Origin of the sequence: Parablautia muri (assembly GCF_009917485.1) — a bacterium.
GTDB lineage: Bacteria > Bacillota > Clostridia > Lachnospirales > Lachnospiraceae > Suilimivivens > Suilimivivens muri.
Genome location: NZ_QZDT01000006.1, coordinates 103,145 through 121,572 on the forward strand (window position 1 = coordinate 103,145; position 18,428 = coordinate 121,572).

Genomic DNA, 18,428 nt, shown 5'->3' on the forward strand with positions numbered 1-18,428 from the left:
TCCTTTTACACTACTTAATTCTTTTCGCTACCACTACAAACCTTCCGTCCGTTTGTGAATTATCACAGGTCGACAGGGTGAGCAGGCTGTCTCCATAGCTGGCCGTAACGCCTGTATCATACAGGCTCATAGCCGCCATTTCTTCCATATAAGAATTAAATTCTTCTTCTGAATTGGCCTGAATAAACCGATAATATTTAAAAACAAGGTCATCCTCATTGTAGACTTGAGAGCGGAAAACATACATCACCTCATATGTCCCCTCTTCATATATACTGTCAAACTGAATGATGGAATGCTTCTTGCCGTAGGATTCCTTGGCGTACATTTGAAGCTGTCCGAACATCTGTCCCGACTTCATGTGATGTCCATAAATAATCAGATTCGTTGAGCTGGGATAAATACTGCAGTCATAATCTAAAAAGAGGCTGCCGTTTTTATCATACTCCTGATTAAAATTGTGATCCAGATAATACTCATTGTCTGAAGTCTGCATTACAGGATAATCTATTATTGTATCGTCAATTTTAAGCCATCCGATTAGCTTTTTATTTTTTTCATATAAAGTTTTATATTCGTCCAGCACATCCGGCAGTGCAAGGGACTGCTTATGTAAGAATAATCCGTTTTTCTCCTGATTCCCGGCGGCGAGTACATCACTTCCTTTTAAAGATGCCAGACTTTCATACTCCATACTTGTTCGTGCGCTGAAGAAAGAATAAACACCAAAATATCCAAAGCTGGCAATCGCTATGATTGATGCTATCGCGATAATCCACTTTCTTCGTTTCTCCCTTTTACGGAGCTCATTTAAGATCTGCTGCTGCATTTCCTTGTCATATTCTTCCAGTCGATTCCCATCACCTGAACTTTCTTTTTCCCCTGCAGTTTTTCCTGGACTTTCGTCCATGGAAACTACCGGAACTTTCGCCTTCGAAGCTTTCGCTGCCTTTAGTGCGCCCGTTGCCGGGCCCTTATTGCGATTTAACTTCCCCTTTTGCTTATTTTCTGAAAAGCCTCCGGCATTTGCAGCGGTAATTCCCCGCTTCTTCATTTTTTCAATTTCTTCATAGATTGCATCATCAAAGTCAGTGCCCACCGCAGTCTCAAAGCGGTACGCACCACTTTGTAATGCGCTAAAGAGCTTATATAACTGTCTTGGATCGTCTAAATCCATCTTGGCTTTGATGGTGTCAATTTTTTTCTGGTCGCGCTGAGCAGCTTCATAATCCGTGCGGGTACGGAAACGTCTTCCGGCAACCATCAAATCATCTGCCGCCATGGCATACCTCTCCTTCATCACATATACTATTTTATTTTACTATATATTGAAATAAATTCAAGTGTTTTATCAAGATATTGCACATTTTTAATGTTCCAAAGCTATCCATTCTTTCCGCCCAAAACATATGTAACTCCGAACATATTTTCTCTTTCAGAAAAGAAATGGCGGAAATCCAACTTATTTTCCCACTCTCCAAACGTGTTTCAAATATATATTCTCGGTTGATTTCAAATGCATCTTTGGAAAAATCAGCATAGAAATGTAAAAATTACTAATTGAAACCTCTGTATTTGAAACCGGGAAATGTTATCATCAAAAAAACAAGCAATTACCTTTCTATAAAAGTCAATCACTTGTTCTTTGAAATATATTTCATTTTCACCCAATTAAACTCTATCACAATTCATCTTCCAAGCAACGGGTACTTCTCATTTAAATCAGCCGCATAACTGTTCTCTGTCCCCTTCTCATAACCCTTAATCAAATAATCAGCAACCGGATCAAATTCAGAAAAGCTATAGTTTTTGTCCGATTCAACATACGGAGCGGCTATGTTGGGTGCATCTTTATGGATTTCTAACAAAGAATCCCTATTATCCTCCACGTATAATACCATATCCAACCCTCCACTCTTTTATTTAATAAGTAATATTAGTAGAATACTACTGTAACATTACTTGACATGCTTATCAATGTTTTAGTATAATGTAATTAACTTCAATTTTGAAAATTTATTCAAATCACATCCCATTTTGCAATAAATTTAATCGTTTTACTTTTAAAAATGACTCAACATTACAGGAGGTTCTATATGGATACTAGCGTATTGCTTAACAACATACGTGCGCTTTGCAAAAAGAATAAAATATCCATTTCCCGTCTGGAATCAGATTTATTTTATTCCCCAGGCCTGATTTCACGCTGGAGCAAAAACACGCCTTCTCTAGACCGGGTTTTAGATATTGCCAATTATTTTGGTGTCTCTCTTGATGAACTTGTCAGTCATTCTACTAATCATGACACTGACAACAAACGGCTTATTTTAACCCTCCTAAACAGAGCCAAGACGGATGAAATTAACTGGGAGATTTTAAATTTTCAAAATCCTCCCATACCCTTAGCTGATATTTCATCCCAAAGCTTCTTTCCTTTTGGCGAATGCGACTGTTATTATACCACCTTTAAAGAAGGCTTTTTCTTTCTTGCATCTACCCGTATAGGCGGTAGTTTGCTGCTTGCATTATACGTTCTTCCTAATGCATATTCTCAGCTTGAATTAATATGCGAAAATGTTCCTGAGCTAAAAGATCTTCATGAATGTCTTAGCCGCCGTTTAGGAAAACGACTAAATAAAATTAAAACTGACAATTTTATCAATGCCTTTTTGAGCTCTAGCAGCACGAATGGTGAAGCCTCCTCTCATGAAAAAGTAACGCCATTACAAAGCAAAATTGAGGCCATTAATTTTTAACTTCGGAACATATCCAGAATATAATTTAATGGCATATCTTATTATAGTATATGCAAATTGTCAAAAAAATTACTTCTTACACTTTTAAAATAAACTTTAAATTCGTGTAAGAAGTAATTTTTTAATTTTCTTTTTATGTTTAGGCCTGGCAGAGACGTTTGCCCACATTGGCATCTTACAGGCTGCTCGTCCACAGGAAAGAAATCTCTCCTATCCGATTAAGCTGTCCTGGAGGCAAGTTTGAAAAAAGCTCTGGGAAGTATGGCGGCACATGATTTTACAGATTTTGCAAATCATCAATGGTTTTTCCGTTTAATATTTCAAAGATATCTAAATTTTTTACGATATCGCGGAATCTGTTAAACTTACTATCCTTATCGCCTAGAATTTCCCAGAGTTTTCCGCTGCACATCTTCATTATTCTTTCCAGCCACTTTAAATCATCTTCCAAAATAGAGATTCTGTCATTCTGTTTCCTGATTAAGTCCGCGTCTTCCTTCCCCTTTTCCCCTTTTTCCCTTCGCTTTCTAAAATCATTTTCTTTGCTGTATTTTTCCCATTCTTCTTTATAACTTATGCCAGTACATCTACTGACTGCGTGTGCCACAACATGAATCCGCAAAGCCCGTACGGTTTCCGGATCTGATATATCTTTTGATATTGTGAGTTCCGAATTCTTGAATACTCCTTTATACTCCTCCGGCGATATTCCTATTGTAAGAATACAGGCAACATCTGCATATGCCTCTCTATAAACCGACATATACAATGATACATATTCCGCCACAAGATTGCCGGATATTATCTCTACCAGATTGTTATGTATAGCCCATTCTATCTCCTTGATGCATGTAAACAGAACTCTTTCCTCTCTATACTTAAATGTTTTTCCACTAATCGCCACAAGAATATCTTCGCCCAGGGATACAAAAATATTGCTTAACATATCATTCCAGCCATCACATATATTCTGGGATATATTTTTCCTATAGAAAAAACGCTCATCTGTTATTGTCTCATATTTTTCTATCCGTCTATCAATTGGAAACCACCGTTCCACCAGTTCCTTCTTAATGATATCATCTACTTTTGTATCGCCAAATAATTTTTCTGTAACAATACAATCAAAATTTACATTTCTGAATAATCGCTGGGAAATGGCATTCAGCACATGAGTTTCCATACGCCGGGCACGATCAACCCTGCACCGTTCCTCCTTCGTCAGCACATGATATACTTCATGCAGGAGATATATCGGTGTCTGATGGATTTTTTCAATTTCCGTCTCAGGAATATAGATTAATACGACTTTTCCTTCTTTTTCCCGCATATTAAAAAGATTTTCTGTTTCAATATTACTTTTCAGGGAAGGATGCAATAAAAAAGCATATTTATCCTGTTTATGGAATAAACGAACAAGCGTTGTCAGAATTGCAGAATACGTTATAAATAATTTGGGCGATAAATCATAAATATTTGTTTCTACTGCCTGACTTGTAAGCATTTGTCGGTCAGAATTAGCGGTGCCGTCAATAACATTTTTATACACATTGGATATCTTACTGATTGCATACTCTATATCTTCAATAATATCCTTCTTCTCTTTTGCCCTAACTTTGTCTGATAAAGCTTTATTAACCTGCTCTATATAGTAAATAAAAAATAATCTCATGGCTTCTTCCAGAATCTGAAGCTCATAATCATAAAACTGACTGCTGGACATCTGTGACAAACCGTTTAATATTCTGAGCAAATACACAGAAAATGCCTCCAGAACCGGCTGTTTTCCCTTACATTGATTATATATCGTTATCAGTTCCTTCCTCTGAGTTGCTATCCACCCCAGCATCATCATCTTCCTCCTGTGTTAAGATTTCAGATTCCACATTAAAAAATGCTTCATTATAAATTTCATTGGCATGAGTTAATAATCTTTTCATTTTATAATGTTCTAATATGCTATATATCGAAATCTGATCCACTTCCATCAGCCAGTCATATCCACCAAAAGTTTCAAACTTACGTATTTTTATCTTTCTCCCATTTCGTTGGGATAAGCCATCTTCCAACTTTTTTTTAAATATTCCGGCTTTTTGGTAGTCCTTCACCATGCAGTGTAATCTGATGGAAACCTTCTCATCTTCAATTGCATTTTCAATTTTTTCATAGGATGCCAGGATATCTTCCTTCATTGCAAAGACCGTATACATTTTCAGTGCGCTGCATACCTCGCGGAGCTCCATCACTTTCCGTATCCCATCGCTATACTTTTTTGTTTTTGTGACCACAATAATCTCACTATGGTCATAAGACCAGTAACTAATGCTCTTTTCCGCCTCATCCAGTTTCTTCTTGATTTTTTCCTGTTCCTTAAAACATATGTTTTCCTTCTTTAATCTTATCATTGTAATGAAAAATAAGGCTTCTTCCTGTGCTTCCCAAAATTTTCTGTCTTTTTCGCTATCTTCCGTAAAACAAATCAGCATACGGCAGTTAACATTCCCAGCCAATTCTGAAGTCAATTTTCCAAGGCATTTCCATGAGTTGAAATTTCTTTCATCTACCGCCTCCTCTTTTGATATAGCAAATGCGTCAAAATAGCCTATTACGCAATACGGTCCCAACGGTTCCTTATTTGGATTTATATCATCTCGCAGAAAGTTGTTTTTTAATTGCAGTATTCTTATTGACATGTTTTTTTCCATAAGCTACTCCCTCAGTTTCTTCTGTTCTCTTTGCCGATATCAGCATCCCAAATATTATATTTGACGAATTCCTCCTGCCGCTCATTGTATCTATGGCAGCTCCAAAATGTCTTATTTTTTCAGTATCCGATATTGTACACAAATTAGTCCATACTTCCCATGAATATGATAAAAAAGGAATATCTTCTGTCCGAACCTGCCTCCAATAACACATTTTTTCTATTTTTTTACATTTAAAAGAAATATCGGAATTGATAACTGATTGCAATTCCAGAAAAAGGACAAACAATTGTAATTGGCGTGTGAAAATTTCATCAGGCAGAATATCTGCTAAGTCGGAAAAAATTGTATCACAAATTTTCCAACTTCTTTCCGCATTACTGGCAATCATTCCATTCATAACACCTGAAATTACCATATGATATACTTGTTCTATTACCGATAGCTGTTTCCCGTCTGCAATATCATTCATTTTCATCTCAGTTGACAGGTGCATGATAAAGTCACTAATGTCTTTATATAACTGATTTCGCTCCATATCGTTTTCATCTTCGTTAAAATTCCGGAAAGAAAAGAATATATTAAAAAAATAGAACTCATAGATTCTCTCCTGCTTCTTAAATTCCTTATATTCCTGCTCAATCCAATTTTCATTCATTTTCTTTCCTTCCTTCTGGCTGATAGGAATTCTCAGGAAATCTGCCAAAAGTTCTTTTTTATCCGAAATAAATTCATCACTTTGAATTGCCCGCTCCAAATGCCCTAAAAAATAGAACCATTCATTGTCATAATTTTCTTCCAATTTAAGGCCCGCCATATATTTTTTTCGTTCAACTTTGCAAATAACTTTTTTGCAATGTCTAAAAGACGTTGACATAAGAATTTGTATCATTACAAAAGTCTGTACCACCAAAACATACAGCATAACTGCATACACCGTATATCTCAACTCCAAATAATGAAGCACATATGTACTTAGGGATAATATCCAATTCACCACAAACATAATGGGAATTGTACGCGACCCTATCGTATAAGCAGCCAGACGCCTATAAGGTATCCCCAGCCTCCGGTTATCAATTACCCCATAAAAAAACAAAACAACCGCAGCAAGCATTGTACCATAAGTTATAACATTTCCACACATTTCCGCCGATGCATTCCATAATGCGTGTTTAATTTTGAACGCCAAATCCGGCTTAATCAGCATTTCCAATTTATAATACCAAAACCAGTTTAAATCCACACCCAATGCCAAGATAATACAAATCCATCCCAACACAAGAAAGGAAAACCAAACCCAATTTTTCCTTGTCTCAGAGTTGTCATCTAATATATTTTTTATCTTTCTATCCTTCATAATCTCCCATCATATTATCAGAATTTGCCTTCACACACCATCCAACAGGAAACTTATTCCATTCTACATCAAATATTTATTAATTGGAATAAAATTTCACAAAATATTTAATATTTTCACGTTTTTCTGCAAAATAAGAACAATAATTCATTTTAAATACTGCTATAAGTATATTTCGTATTACCATATTACATACGACTGTCTCCTGCTAAAAATTTTGCATCATAAAATAAGATGCAAAAAAAATTTTGCAATGGTTGAAACACATACAAGCCATACACATATGATAAACCATAAAACAAAAAAATTTTGGAGGCTATATATGAGTGATTTAACAGCTACCGGATGTGGATGCGCAAGCACCAACAATAACAATGGATTTGGATGCAGTTCTTTAATCTGGATTATCCTCTTACTGTCCTGCTGTGGCGGATGCGGCGGCAATGGCGGTTTCTTCAGCGGAAATTCTGACAATGGCTGCGGATGCGACCTCATCTGGATTATCCTCTTGCTGTCCTGCTGTGGCAACAACGGTGGCAATGGCTGCGGCTGTGGTTGCTAATTAAAGCAAGCATTTCTTTTCATCATGTCTGAAAAGTAGGCTCTGAAAAGAGCCTATTTTTCTGCATACACAATGAATCCACATCATAAAATATGGAAACAGGTGGGAAGGAGCAGGTATGGATTCAAATGAGCACAACAAGGTAATTGCATTTGACACTCTCTTTTGCACCAACCATATACAAATGTTAAAAATCATACTTTCTTATATGGATAATCAGACGCAAAAGTCAATGGCTATTTTTATTAAATTTCTGGAATTAAACTACACGATTGACTATTTCAAAAAGCATCCTCATCGCCTGTACAGCTGCGCCCCAAAGGAGTCATCCTTTGATATTTTCAAAATGTGTGCGGAACTGTTCCCCTTTTGTACCGAAAGCGAACGCAGGCAGCTAGAGCAAATTAAAGGCGTCTTTCAGGGTATAGAAATGTATAAGGAAATATCCAAAACCATGGATATGATGAAGGATTTCATGCCTGACATGGCCGATTTTATGGGGGATTCATCTATGAATAACGCTTTTAGCGCCTTTTTTGGGGGAGATGGCTTGAGCAATTCGGGCAATCGCAATGACTTTTCTTTTGATGGCGCTAAGCAGGATGATAGTAGTCACTTTTCCCCAAACGGCTCCGATAAGGATGATAATGACAGAGGAAATGATAATAGCAGCGACAATGACGATAGTGTCAACAGCACCCCTCCGCCTGAAACCGGAGGATTTAATATGATGAACATGCTGATGAATATGCTCACACCGGAGCAAAAACAAATGTATGAAATGTTTGGAGGTAATCAACATGCAGAATAATTGGATGCAGGATGAATCTTTAAAAAATATCGAACCATACAAGCTTGAATTTCTACAGGCGCTTGTCTTTGAAAGCAGCAATCTGAAAAAGGAACAGATGCTCCCCTTTCTCATGGCCGTTGCCAAACGCGGACAGGAAAAGAAGGTATCCTTCTCAGATGATGAAATAAATGCCATTGTGGCAGTGTTAAGAAAATATGCCTCTCCTGACGAGCTTTCTAAAATCGAGAAGGTTATGGCCCTGCGCTCTCGCAAATAGCTGCATTCCTTAAAATTTGTAGTAAAAATATCAGGAAAAGGAAACAACAAACTGCCGCGCTTTGTGCCCCCTTTATTATAAAAAAAGAAGAAACTCCGGTCCCATATCTGCCTATCAGGACTTTTGTTTCTTCTTTTTTACTTTCCAGCTACTATTTCATTACAATATTCACAATTCTGCCTGGCACATAAATCTCTTTTATAATGTTTCCGGTCAATTTATCTGCAATAACTTCCTTTGCCCCTGCGATTACAGCATCCTTCTCCTCATCCCTTGCAATCGCCAAAGTGGCTCTTGTCTTTCCATTAATCTGAACTGCTATCTCTATGGTGGATTCCTTTGTTTTTTCTTCCTCAAATTCAGGCCATGTCATCTGATAAATCCGTCCCTCATAGCCCATCCTCTGCCAGATTTCCTCCGTGATATGAGGCGCTACAGGATTAAGCAGGGTAAGCAGGGTTTTAAATTCTCCTCTGGTAACTGCATTTTTCCTGTAAAATTCATTAATCAAAGCCATCATAGCGGCAATCGCCGTATTATATTTCAGGCTTTCAAAATCATTGCTGACCTTTTTGATGGTTTGATGCATTTTTACTTCCAAATCCTTTGAATATGCATCCTCCCCCGTCACAATCTCCTGCAGTTTCCAAACTCTCTCTAAGAATCTGCGGCAGCCTTTAACACCATCCTCGCTCCATGCTGCGCTCAGTTCAAACGCTCCGATGAACATTTCGTAGGTGCGCAGGGTATCCGCCCCGTAATCCCTCACGATATCATCAGGATTTACCACATTTCCACGGGATTTGCTCATTTTCTCTCCATTAGAGCCCAAAATCATTCCGTGGGAAGTTCTTTTTTTGTAAGGCTCCGGGCAGGGAACTACTTTCTCATCATACAAAAATCTATGCCAAAAGCGAGAGTAAAGCAGATGCAGCGTTGTATGCTCCATTCCTCCGTTGTACCAGTCAACAGGCATCCAATAATTCAATGCCTCTTTGCTCGCTAACTCCTTATCATTATTGGGATCCGTATACCGGAGGAAATACCAGGAAGAACCTGCCCACTGAGGCATGGTGTCCGTTTCTCTCATTGCGGGACCTTTACAACATGGACAGGTAGTCTTTACCCATTCTGTCATGTGGGCGAGAGGTGACTCCCCGTTGTCCGTAGGTATATAGCTTTCCACTTCCGGCAGCTCTAACGGAAGCTCACTTTCCGGAATCGGCACATAGCCGCATTTTTCACATTTTACGATTGGAATAGGCTCACCCCAATAGCGCTGCCTGGAAAACACCCAATCCCGAAGCTTAAAGTTGGTCTTTTTATGTCCGATTCCTTTTTCTACTAAAAATGAAACGATTCTCTCTTTTGCCTCCTCCACAGAAAGACCATTCAGAAAATCAGAATTCACAAGGGTTCCGGTGGCCACATCCGTAAAAACAGCCTCATTTACATCCACAGGACTCCCCGCCACCACTTCAATAATCGGCATATCAAATTTCTTGGCAAATTCCCAGTCTCTCTCGTCATGGGCCGGCACTGCCATAATAGCGCCTGTTCCGTAGGACATTAATACATAATCGGAAATCCATACAGGAACTTCCTTCCCGTTGACAGGATTCACTGCCGAAAGGCCATCCAGCATAACACCAGTCTTATCCTTGGCCAGCTCCGTACGCTCAAAATCTGACTTTCTGGATGCCATTTCTCTATATGAGACTACATCCTCCCAGTTTTTAATATCCTCTTTGTATTTATCAATAAAAGGATGCTCCGGGCTCATAACCATATAGGTTACGCCAAACAGGGTATCCGGCCTTGTGGTGTAAATGGTCATTTTATCCTCTTTACCTTTCAGAATAAAATCAACCTCAGCTCCGGTAGATTTGCCAATCCAGTTCTTCTGGGAAACCTTTACGCGCTCCACATAGTCCACACTGTCAAGGCCTTCTAACAGCTTATCCGCATATTCGGTGATTTTCAGCATCCACTGGCTCTTAACCCTGCGGACCACCTCGCTGCCGCAGCGCTCGCACACACCATTTACTACCTCCTCATTGGCAAGCCCTACCTTACAGGAGGTACACCAGTTAATCGGCATCTCCGCCTTATAAGCTAACCCCGCCTTAAATAATTTCAGGAAAATCCACTGTGTCCATTTATAGTATCCCACATCTGTGGTATTAATTTCTCTGTCCCAATCAAAAGAATAACCCAGGGCATGAAGCTGCCCTTTAAAACGCTCCACATTATTTTTGGTTACGATCTTTGGATGTATGTGATTGTTGATTGCATAATTTTCCGTAGGGAGACCAAATGCATCCCATCCCATAGGGAATAGTACATTATAGCCCTGCATTCTTCTCTTACGGGAAACAATATCCAGTGCCGTATAAGGCCTTGGATGCCCTACATGTAATCCCTGCCCTGAGGGGTAAGGGAATTCTACCAAAGCATAATATTTCGGTTTCGAATAATCATCAGAGGTTTTAAATGCCCTTTCCTCATCCCAAATCCTCTGCCATTTTGTTTCTACTTCTCTGTGATTATATGGTGCCACCATCTGAATCCTCCATTCTTGCAGGTACCGCCCTCTCTGGTACCGATATAAGGTTATATATAAAACCAGTCCTAATTTTACCTATATTATGGGAAAAAGTCAACTGTGCGGGGAAATCATTCATGACACTGTGCCAGTAAATCATTCATGAAAGTCGTAACAGTCCGGCCCGTGCCATTTGCAAAGGCGTCTGTGAACTATCATTGAAAGTTATTTTATGCCCCGCACCTCGTTCAGACCATAGCCTTCCAGGTATTCTATTGTTATGGCATCTCCCACCTGATATCGTATGATTTGAATCAAATCAGTGTCAGACATATCTATATCAAAAATGTCTTTCTTATTTTCCAGGCAAATGTAATAATGGGTATTTCCTTCTAATACAATCGGTGAGATGCTTTCAATCTTCCCTGTGATGCTCTTGCTCAAATCCTGGGAGATGCTTACTATGCCATTGGTATTCAAAAGCTCCGTATAATTTTTTTCACACTCCTGCACGGTGTCCCCAATGGCTACCCACTGATATTTTTGGACATTTACCATAGCATATTTTTTAACCAGCCCTGCTCCATCCTTAAGCGCCATGAAATAGGTGGGTTCATCCGCAATGTTTAAAAGTAGCGGGAAGGTTGCACGGTATCCTAAATTCTGAACCTGTCCCTCTGCGGAAGACATAGCAGAGTCTTCAATTGCGCCCTCCACCTTATAGGAACGGGTTTCCATAGTACGCTGGTTCATCAAAACAAATCCCACATTGGACTGGTCGCCACTGACGCTTGTAATGCCGGTGTAAACCCACACATCATCCTCAAGAGCAATGTAATTATAGCCATTGGTTGACTGCAGGCAGTCCTTCTGTCCTAATACCGAATTCCAGAAGCCATGCTTTAATATTCCTGAATAATCGTACAATTGTACCAAAAGCTCTGCCGAATATACTTTATCAATCCAGGCCGGTACATCCTCAACTGCATAGTCAACGCACTCTCCCGTCTGGGCATTGCAGAGCACCACCCTTCCTATGGTTTGTCCGCCGAAAAGACCAATATTAAACTTTTTGACAGGGCACACCCAGTAGGGTGTTCCCTCCTCGTCTATCTCAAAGAAAATCTGTTCATCAAAGATATAAGTTGGATATCTGAACCGCAAATGCCTGTAAATATTTCTATTAAAGTATTCCCCCTTGGAATAGCGGATTCCTTCCGTGAGCTTGACACATTCCGTATTCTGTGTTGTCATGTCAATCAAAATGTAAGCCGGTATTCCGTTTTTCTGGTTAGTTAACCACTTTATCGGGCTTGCATAGGTCAGCGGCGTCACACGGACCGGCTTTCCCTGATAGTTAATCTGCGCGTAGTCGCCGGATACCTCAAACTGGGAAACCATATCCACCATACTTCCCATTTTCCTGTTGCCAAGCAATGATGCGGAATCTTTATCAAGCAATGGGATTGTCTTATAGTCAACCTGTTTAATATCATCCGTAAATGCTCTTTCTTCTATGGAAAGCAGTCTTTGATATTTCGCCGCATTGAAAAAAGGCGAGGATAAAAGCGCACCCACAAAATACACAACGCCAAGTAAAACCAAAAGTCCTCCTAATACTTTAACCATCAGGCTGCTTTCTTTTAATTGAAAGCGAAATAAATTCTCGCCCTCTACGCCGATTTGTTTATCCTTCTTAAGCTGCTTTAAAATACAAACCGCCAGCAAAAGCAATACCAGCAAAAACAATGCGCCCCATGTTCCTGATGAATGAATATTAATTGCAGGTATGGTCACATAATAATAAATAAACAGCCCTGTAAATCCTATCAAAGCAATCACTATTTTGCTCACTATCTTCTTTTCTTTCATAATTATCCCCCTGCATATCACAAGCTATGTCTGTGATACTGACGCCAGCATTCTTCCATTGGATAGATTATACAATTTCTTAACCCAAAATACAATAGGATACTGTATACCCCCATATACAGCACCCTATCATACGAATTCTTCGATTTTAATAACCCGCAAATTTGACATCAAGTCAAATTTGCCGATTGAAAAATCTATGCCGCAGTCTCTGATTTTTCAATCTACCTTCCTCTAAAAAGAGCTTTCGTCATTTTTATTTTAATCATCCGACCCTTCTGCAATCTTAGCAGCTCTTGCAGCAACCTCCTTCTCCTGTACATCTGAAGGCGCCTGCTCATAGCGTGAGAACTCATATTCATACTCGCCCCGGCCGCCGGTCATAGAGCGAAGATCCGTACAATACCCAAACAGTCCCATCATAGGAACATCTGCCTCAATTACCTGTTTTCCGCCGACCGTAGGATTCATGCCAAGCACACGTCCCCTTCTCTTATTCAAATCCCCCATAACATCACCTGTATAAGAATCCGGCACTGTTACCTTCAAGGATACAATAGGTTCAAGCAAAACAGGATGCGCCTCCATGAAGCCTTTCTTGAAAGCCTGAATGGTTGCCATCTTAAACGCCATTTCAGAGGAATCTACCGGATGGTAGGAACCATCGTAGAGAATCGCTTTCACGCCTACAACAGGATAAGCCGCCATTGGTCCTTTCTGCACAGATTCCTGAATTCCCTTTTCAACTGCCGGGAAGTAGTTCTTCGGGACTGCACCGCCCACTACAATCTGCTCAAAAACATACGCTTCCTCTAAATTGCCTGAAGGCTCAAATTTCATCTTTACATGACCGTACTGCCCATGGCCGCCTGATTGTTTCTTATATTTGTATTCCACATCGGATGTCTTACGAATGGTCTCTCTAAAGGCAACCTTAGGCACTGATAATTCAATTTCCACCTTATATTCGTTTAACAGCTTACTGGAAATCACCTCAAGGTGCAAATCTCCCATTCCGTAAAGAAGCATCTGTCTGTTCTCGGAATCATTCACATACTTCATGGTCTGATCTTCATGTGAAATCTTCTGGAGGGCCTGTGAAATCTTATCCACATCCCCTTTGTTCTTAGGAACATAACGCATATATGTATAAGGCTTGGGCATCTCCCACTTACCGAACTTAATCGTGGTTGCCTTAGTAGATAAGCTGTCGCCTGTCCTTGCAGCAGTCAGCTTGGCAAGAGCGCCGATATCGCCCGCATGCAGCTCTTTTACTTCAATCGGTTTATTCCCCTGCAGAACATACAGCTTGCCTATTTTTTCTTCAATATCTTTATCTACATTATACAAAACATCATCCGATTTCAGTACACCCGAATTTACCTTGATCAAAGAATACTTGCCCATGAAAGGATCTACGATTGTCTTCCAGATGTAAGCTGATTTAGCCTTTGCAAAATCATAATCCGCATGGTAGATATCATTTGTCTTCATGTTGATACCTGCCACTACCCTGTTTTCAGGGCTGGGGAAGTATTTGATGATGTCGTCTAACAGCGTGTACATCCCCTGGCAAAGCACATTAGATCCCATACACATAGGCACAATGCTTCCATCACATACGTTTGTCCGAAGGGCTGCTCTTATTTCCGCCTCGGAGAAGGTTTCTCCGCCAAAGTAACGCTCCATCATTTCTTCACTGGTCTCTGCAACTGACTCCATCAGGGTGTCACGGCACAGCTGCAGATTTGCTTTGTTGTACTCGGGAACCTCACATTCCACAACATCCTTGCCCTGCCACCTGTTACCTGTCTCAGTGATAACATTTACATATCCTACAAATTTTTCCTTTTCACGAATTGGCAAGTGGAAAGGCGCCATCTTCTTGCCAAACATCTGGGTCATGTCCTCCACTACTTGTCTGAAAGAAGCGTTGTCCACATCCATGTTGCTGACATAAATCATACGGGGCAGCTTATATTTCTCACACAATTCCCACGCCTTCTGGGTTCCAACCTCCACACCTGATTTACCATTTACAACGATAATAGCAGCGCCTGCTGCGCTGATTGCTTCCTCAACTTCACCTGCAAAATCAAAAAAACCTGGGGTATCTAATATATTAATCTTATAGCCTTCCCATTCTACCGGAATCACGGAAGTACTGATAGATATCTTTCTCTTTTGTTCTTCCTTGCCAAAATCACTAACGGTATTGCCATCTGTCACTTTCCCCAGTCTGGATGTAATACCTGATAAATATGCCATAGCTTCCGCCAGACTGGTCTTACCACATCCGCCATGGCCAAGCAAAGCTACGTTTCGAATCTTGTCCGTTGTGTAAATATTCATATAAGTCCTCCATTCTCGCCTGCCAGCAAATTCGTTATGCTTAAAGCATAATAACAGGCACAAATTTTTTGTGTGAATAATTTATTTTTCACACTATTTTCTCAGATTTTCCTGATTTCAAATTTCCCATATGGATATTTTACTAAATTTTTGTCTTTTACACAAGTAAAATCATGCGATTTTACACAATTATATCAATCTTAATGAAATAGTTCGAATCGTTGGACAGATACGTGCCAAAAAACGTTCAAAAAACTTTATACGGTTAATTCATATTGACTTTCACACGTTGAAGTGTTATATTGTGTGGGCAGAAAGCGATTACAGACCATTGCTTAGAGAGGAGAAAAACAAAATGATTGTTGTAATGAAACCAAGGGCAGCCCAGCAGAGCATTCAGGCTGTCACCAAATATATTGAAGATCATGGGCTTCAAGTTCATCTTTCTCAGGGCGAGGAGGTTACCATTATTGGTATTGTGGGCGATAAGTCCAGAATTTCCACTGAAAACCTGACTATTTTTAAGGATGTAGACCATATTCTTCCTGTAACAGAAAGCTATAAACTTGCCAATAAAAAATTCCATCCGGAGCCTACCACTGTCAAGGTGGGGAATACCACCATTGGCCCCGGTAATTTTACCATTATGGCAGGCCCCTGTGCCGTGGAAACAAAGGAGCAGCTTTTTACCATCGCCAAGGCAGTAAAAGCAGCTGGCGCTACCATTCTGCGAGGAGGCGCTTATAAGCCCCGTACCTCCCCCTACTCTTTTCAGGGACTTGAGGAGGAAGGCCTTAAATATATGCAGGAAGCCAAGGCGGCAACAGGTCTTTCTACGATATGTGAGGTTGTGAGCTTAGATGCCATTGAGGCCGCTGTTAAATATGTGGATATGATTCAGATAGGCGCCCGGAATATGCAGAATTTTATCCTTTTAAAGGAAGCAGGACAATCCGGCCTTCCCGTGCTTTTAAAAAGAGGTCTGTGCGCTACCATTGATGAGTGGTTAAACGCAGCCGAATATATCATTGCCGAGGGTAATCCTAATGTTGTGCTTTGTGAGCGGGGTATTCGTACCTTTGAGACCTCCACACGCAACACACTTGACTTAAGCGCCGTTCCTGTGCTTCAGCAAAGGACACACCTTCCTATTATTGTGGATCCGTCCCACTCCACCGGTTCCTACAAATATGTAGCGCCCATGGCAAAGGCTGCAACTGCCTGCAACGCGGACGGCCTTATGATCGAAGTGCATAATGACCCTGCCCACGCCTTATCAGACGGCCCTCAGTCCCTTACCTTTGCAAAATTTGCTGCTCTTGCCAGCGAGCTTTCTCCTTACTGCCAGCTGGTAAACAGAGAATTTCATATTCAGGGAGGCTCCCATGAAAACTGATTTTACCTGCGGCTTTGTTGGATTGGGACTTATTGGCGGCTCTATTGCCAGGGCAATCCGCGATTTTTATCCGGACAGCTATATTCTCGCATATGATATCAATCAGGAAGCCCTTAAGGCCGCCCTTGCGGATGGCGTTATCAATCTGTCCCTTTCCTCCATTGGCAAAGAATTTTCAGGCTGTGATTACATTTTTTTATGTGCTCCCGTATCGGAAAATGATAATTATTTAAGCCAAATAAAAAAATATATGTCTCCCACCTGCCTGCTCACGGATGTAGGCAGTGTAAAAACGGATATTCACAGGCATATTGAACAAGCCGGCCTTTCATCACAATTTATCGGCGGACATCCTATGGCAGGCAGCGAACGGACCGGTTACATCAACTCAAAAACCCTGCTTCTTCAAAATGCTTATTATATTTTGACGCCCTGTGAGGGTATATCTCAAGAAACGATCCGCGAATTCAAAGAATTGATTGCTTCTTTAGGCGCTATTCCCTTACTTCTTTCCTATACGGAGCACGATTATGTTACCGCTGCAATCAGCCATCTTCCCCATGTGGCAGCCGCATCTCTTGTCAATTTAATCAGACAGTCTGATTCTCCTAACGGTATCATGAAGCTGATTGCCGCTGGCGGTTTTAAGGATATCACAAGAATTGCCTCCTCCTCGCCGGTGATGTGGCAGCAGATCTGTCTAACAAATGGTGAAAATATTTCCCGTCTGCTGGATGACTATATTCATTCCCTGATACAGATTAAAAAGGAAATTGATCGGTCAGGAGCCGAATCACTGTACCAGTTTTTTGATCAGGCGCGGATTTACAGGGATTCATTTATTGACGCTTCCAGCGGCCCCATCAAAAAATCCTTCACCGTCCGCATTGACATTGCAGATGAGCCAGGCGCCTTAGCCGCCATTGCCACTATACTAGCCTTGTATCAAATCAGTATCAAAAACATTGGCATTACCCATAACCGGGAGCAGGCGGACGGCGTATTGCAGGTAGAATTTTACGAAGAATCCAGTATCAAAAAAGCGGCAGAAATTCTGGCTTCCAAAGGGTATACCATTTATCCAAAATAAATATCCATACGCTTCCATGCTGCTTTGATGGACCAATCCCTTGCCCGTTTACAGGACAGGCCAAATAAGCCAAACGCTGTTTCATTTCATAAGCCAATTTATATGTAAAAGAGCTCTCCGGTAGTGGTACAGGATTTACCCTGACCAATTACTTTGGGCTCTTTCCATTTTTCCCATTGTATTTCTTTTCACTTTCTTCTTACTTTTCTTCCTGATTTTATCAAATATAATCATCAGCAAAATTCCCACTGCACCGCCTGCAGTATCGATTACAACATCTTTTATAGATGCCCATCTTCCAGGCACAAAATATTGGTGAAGTTCATCTAACCCGGCAGAAATCAAAAGCTGCAAAAATACAAGAATACGTCCTTTCCACAAGGGCTTATACCACAAAACCACAACACTATATGACAAAAACCCCATGCACATATATTCTGTAAAATGAGCAGTTTTTCTGATCACGTTCTCCAACGCGTAATCCCATATTTCCACAGCTCCACTGTCTCCTGCACCGCCCCGTGTACTTCCAATTAACCGGTAATAAACCTGCAAAATTATTTCCGTTACTTTTCTACTGAGATTAGACGATTCTTCCGCATCCTGGGCAGAAAAGCGAAATATGGCAATATATAAGCCGATCAGCAATATCATTACTACTACCGTGTAAATCTTTTTAACCTTCAAACTATTTTTAACTCCCTAAAAATCCAGTTTTCC

General features: G+C 40.4%; 15 protein-coding genes. 6 read left to right on the top strand and 9 right to left on the bottom strand.

The features are described 5' to 3' along the window. Positions 1 to 10: 10 nt before the first annotated feature. Together srtB and D5281_RS06045 are read right to left on the bottom strand one after the other, a co-directional pair. On the bottom strand, positions 11 to 1,282 hold the full coding sequence (gene srtB / locus D5281_RS06040; RefSeq protein WP_160559236.1) for a class B sortase: 1,272 nt from the start codon (positions 1,280 to 1,282) through the stop codon (positions 11 to 13). 406 nt (positions 1,283 to 1,688) lie between these two features. Next, positions 1,689 to 1,901, bottom strand: a complete 213-nt coding sequence (locus D5281_RS06045) for a hypothetical protein (protein WP_160559237.1) — start codon at positions 1,899 to 1,901, stop codon at positions 1,689 to 1,691. Between the two features lie 195 nt (positions 1,902 to 2,096). Between D5281_RS06045 and D5281_RS06050 the strand changes: the two genes are divergently transcribed. After that, positions 2,097 to 2,756, top strand: coding sequence for a helix-turn-helix domain-containing protein (locus tag D5281_RS06050; RefSeq protein ID WP_160559239.1), 660 nt, complete (start codon positions 2,097 to 2,099; stop codon positions 2,754 to 2,756). A gap of 277 nt (positions 2,757 to 3,033) precedes the next feature. On the opposite strand, the gene D5281_RS06055 is transcribed toward D5281_RS06050, so the two are convergent. The 3 genes from D5281_RS06055 to D5281_RS06065 are packed head-to-tail and all read right to left on the bottom strand — an operon-like array spanning position 3,034 to position 6,821. Further along, positions 3,034 to 4,611 carry a hypothetical protein gene (locus D5281_RS06055; protein ID WP_160559240.1) on the bottom strand — a complete coding sequence of 526 codons (1,578 nt, stop codon included), beginning with the start codon at positions 4,609 to 4,611 and terminating at the stop codon, positions 3,034 to 3,036. After that, positions 4,556 to 5,461: a hypothetical protein gene (locus D5281_RS06060; RefSeq protein ID WP_160559241.1), complete on the bottom strand. Its 906-nt coding sequence runs from the start codon at positions 5,459 to 5,461 to the stop codon at positions 4,556 to 4,558. The genes D5281_RS06055 and D5281_RS06060 overlap by 56 nt, the downstream gene beginning before the upstream one ends. Beyond that, on the bottom strand, positions 5,403 to 6,821 hold the full coding sequence (locus tag D5281_RS06065) for a hypothetical protein (RefSeq protein ID WP_160559243.1): 1,419 nt from the start codon (positions 6,819 to 6,821) through the stop codon (positions 5,403 to 5,405). Before D5281_RS06065 ends, D5281_RS06060 begins: the two co-directional genes overlap by 59 nt. Positions 6,822 to 7,143: 322 nt before the next feature. Between D5281_RS06065 and D5281_RS06070 the strand changes: the two genes are divergently transcribed. From D5281_RS06070 to D5281_RS06080, 3 genes are all read left to right on the top strand, one after another. After that, the gene (locus D5281_RS06070; RefSeq protein ID WP_160559244.1) at positions 7,144 to 7,383 is read left to right on the top strand and encodes a chorion class high-cysteine HCB protein 13; all 240 of its coding nucleotides are present in this window, start codon (positions 7,144 to 7,146) and stop codon (positions 7,381 to 7,383) included. A gap of 118 nt (positions 7,384 to 7,501) precedes the next feature. Next, positions 7,502 to 8,194: a hypothetical protein gene (locus D5281_RS06075; RefSeq protein ID WP_160559245.1), complete on the top strand. Its 693-nt coding sequence runs from the start codon at positions 7,502 to 7,504 to the stop codon at positions 8,192 to 8,194. Then, positions 8,184 to 8,453, top strand: coding sequence for a hypothetical protein (locus D5281_RS06080; protein WP_160559247.1), 270 nt, complete (start codon positions 8,184 to 8,186; stop codon positions 8,451 to 8,453). The genes D5281_RS06075 and D5281_RS06080 overlap by 11 nt, the downstream gene beginning before the upstream one ends. 151 nt (positions 8,454 to 8,604) lie before the next feature. Here D5281_RS06080 and leuS read toward each other — a convergent pair whose 3' ends face one another. From leuS to D5281_RS06095, 3 genes are all read right to left on the bottom strand, one after another. Further along, positions 8,605 to 11,016, bottom strand: coding sequence for a leucine--tRNA ligase (gene leuS, locus D5281_RS06085; RefSeq protein WP_160559248.1), 2,412 nt, complete (start codon positions 11,014 to 11,016; stop codon positions 8,605 to 8,607). 207 nt (positions 11,017 to 11,223) lie between these two features. Then, positions 11,224 to 12,870: a CvpA family protein gene (locus D5281_RS06090; protein ID WP_160559250.1), complete on the bottom strand. Its 1,647-nt coding sequence runs from the start codon at positions 12,868 to 12,870 to the stop codon at positions 11,224 to 11,226. Between the two features lie 261 nt (positions 12,871 to 13,131). Further along, positions 13,132 to 15,222 (bottom strand): elongation factor G, encoded by a 2,091-nt coding sequence (locus D5281_RS06095; RefSeq protein WP_160559252.1) that lies wholly within the window; start codon positions 15,220 to 15,222, stop codon positions 13,132 to 13,134. A 355-nt stretch (positions 15,223 to 15,577) separates the two neighbouring features. Here D5281_RS06095 and aroF point away from each other — a divergent pair, with 355 nt between their 5' ends. Then, complete coding sequence (gene aroF, locus D5281_RS06100) at positions 15,578 to 16,618, top strand: 3-deoxy-7-phosphoheptulonate synthase (protein ID WP_160559253.1); 1,041 nt, start codon at positions 15,578 to 15,580, stop codon at positions 16,616 to 16,618. Further along, positions 16,608 to 17,708: a prephenate dehydrogenase/arogenate dehydrogenase family protein gene (locus tag D5281_RS06105; protein ID WP_160559254.1), complete on the top strand. Its 1,101-nt coding sequence runs from the start codon at positions 16,608 to 16,610 to the stop codon at positions 17,706 to 17,708. Before aroF ends, D5281_RS06105 begins: the two co-directional genes overlap by 11 nt. Before the next feature lie 135 nt (positions 17,709 to 17,843). On the opposite strand, the gene D5281_RS06110 is transcribed toward D5281_RS06105, so the two are convergent. Beyond that, positions 17,844 to 18,395, bottom strand: a complete 552-nt coding sequence (locus D5281_RS06110; RefSeq protein ID WP_160559256.1) for a VanZ family protein — start codon at positions 18,393 to 18,395, stop codon at positions 17,844 to 17,846. Between the last annotated feature and the right edge of the window lie 33 nt (positions 18,396 to 18,428).

Bases quoted from the DNA above. Each gene is read 5' to 3' on its own strand.
- srtB (WP_160559236.1), bottom strand. From the start codon at position 1,282: ATGGCGGCAGATGATTTGATGGTTGCCGGAAGACGTTTCCGTACCCGC.
- D5281_RS06045 (WP_160559237.1), bottom strand. From the start codon at position 1,901: ATGGTATTATACGTGGAGGATAATAGGGATTCTTTGTTAGAAATCCAT.
- D5281_RS06050 (WP_160559239.1), top strand. From the start codon at position 2,097: ATGGATACTAGCGTATTGCTTAACAACATACGTGCGCTTTGCAAAAAG.
- D5281_RS06055 (WP_160559240.1), bottom strand. From the start codon at position 4,611: ATGATGATGCTGGGGTGGATAGCAACTCAGAGGAAGGAACTGATAACG.
- D5281_RS06060 (WP_160559241.1), bottom strand. From the start codon at position 5,461: ATGGAAAAAAACATGTCAATAAGAATACTGCAATTAAAAAACAACTTT.
- D5281_RS06065 (WP_160559243.1), bottom strand. From the start codon at position 6,821: ATGAAGGATAGAAAGATAAAAAATATATTAGATGACAACTCTGAGACA.
- D5281_RS06070 (WP_160559244.1), top strand. From the start codon at position 7,144: ATGAGTGATTTAACAGCTACCGGATGTGGATGCGCAAGCACCAACAAT.
- D5281_RS06075 (WP_160559245.1), top strand. From the start codon at position 7,502: ATGGATTCAAATGAGCACAACAAGGTAATTGCATTTGACACTCTCTTT.
- D5281_RS06080 (WP_160559247.1), top strand. From the start codon at position 8,184: ATGCAGAATAATTGGATGCAGGATGAATCTTTAAAAAATATCGAACCA.
- leuS (WP_160559248.1), bottom strand. From the start codon at position 11,016: ATGGTGGCACCATATAATCACAGAGAAGTAGAAACAAAATGGCAGAGG.
- D5281_RS06090 (WP_160559250.1), bottom strand. From the start codon at position 12,870: ATGAAAGAAAAGAAGATAGTGAGCAAAATAGTGATTGCTTTGATAGGA.
- D5281_RS06095 (WP_160559252.1), bottom strand. From the start codon at position 15,222: ATGAATATTTACACAACGGACAAGATTCGAAACGTAGCTTTGCTTGGC.
- aroF (WP_160559253.1), top strand. From the start codon at position 15,578: ATGATTGTTGTAATGAAACCAAGGGCAGCCCAGCAGAGCATTCAGGCT.
- D5281_RS06105 (WP_160559254.1), top strand. From the start codon at position 16,608: ATGAAAACTGATTTTACCTGCGGCTTTGTTGGATTGGGACTTATTGGC.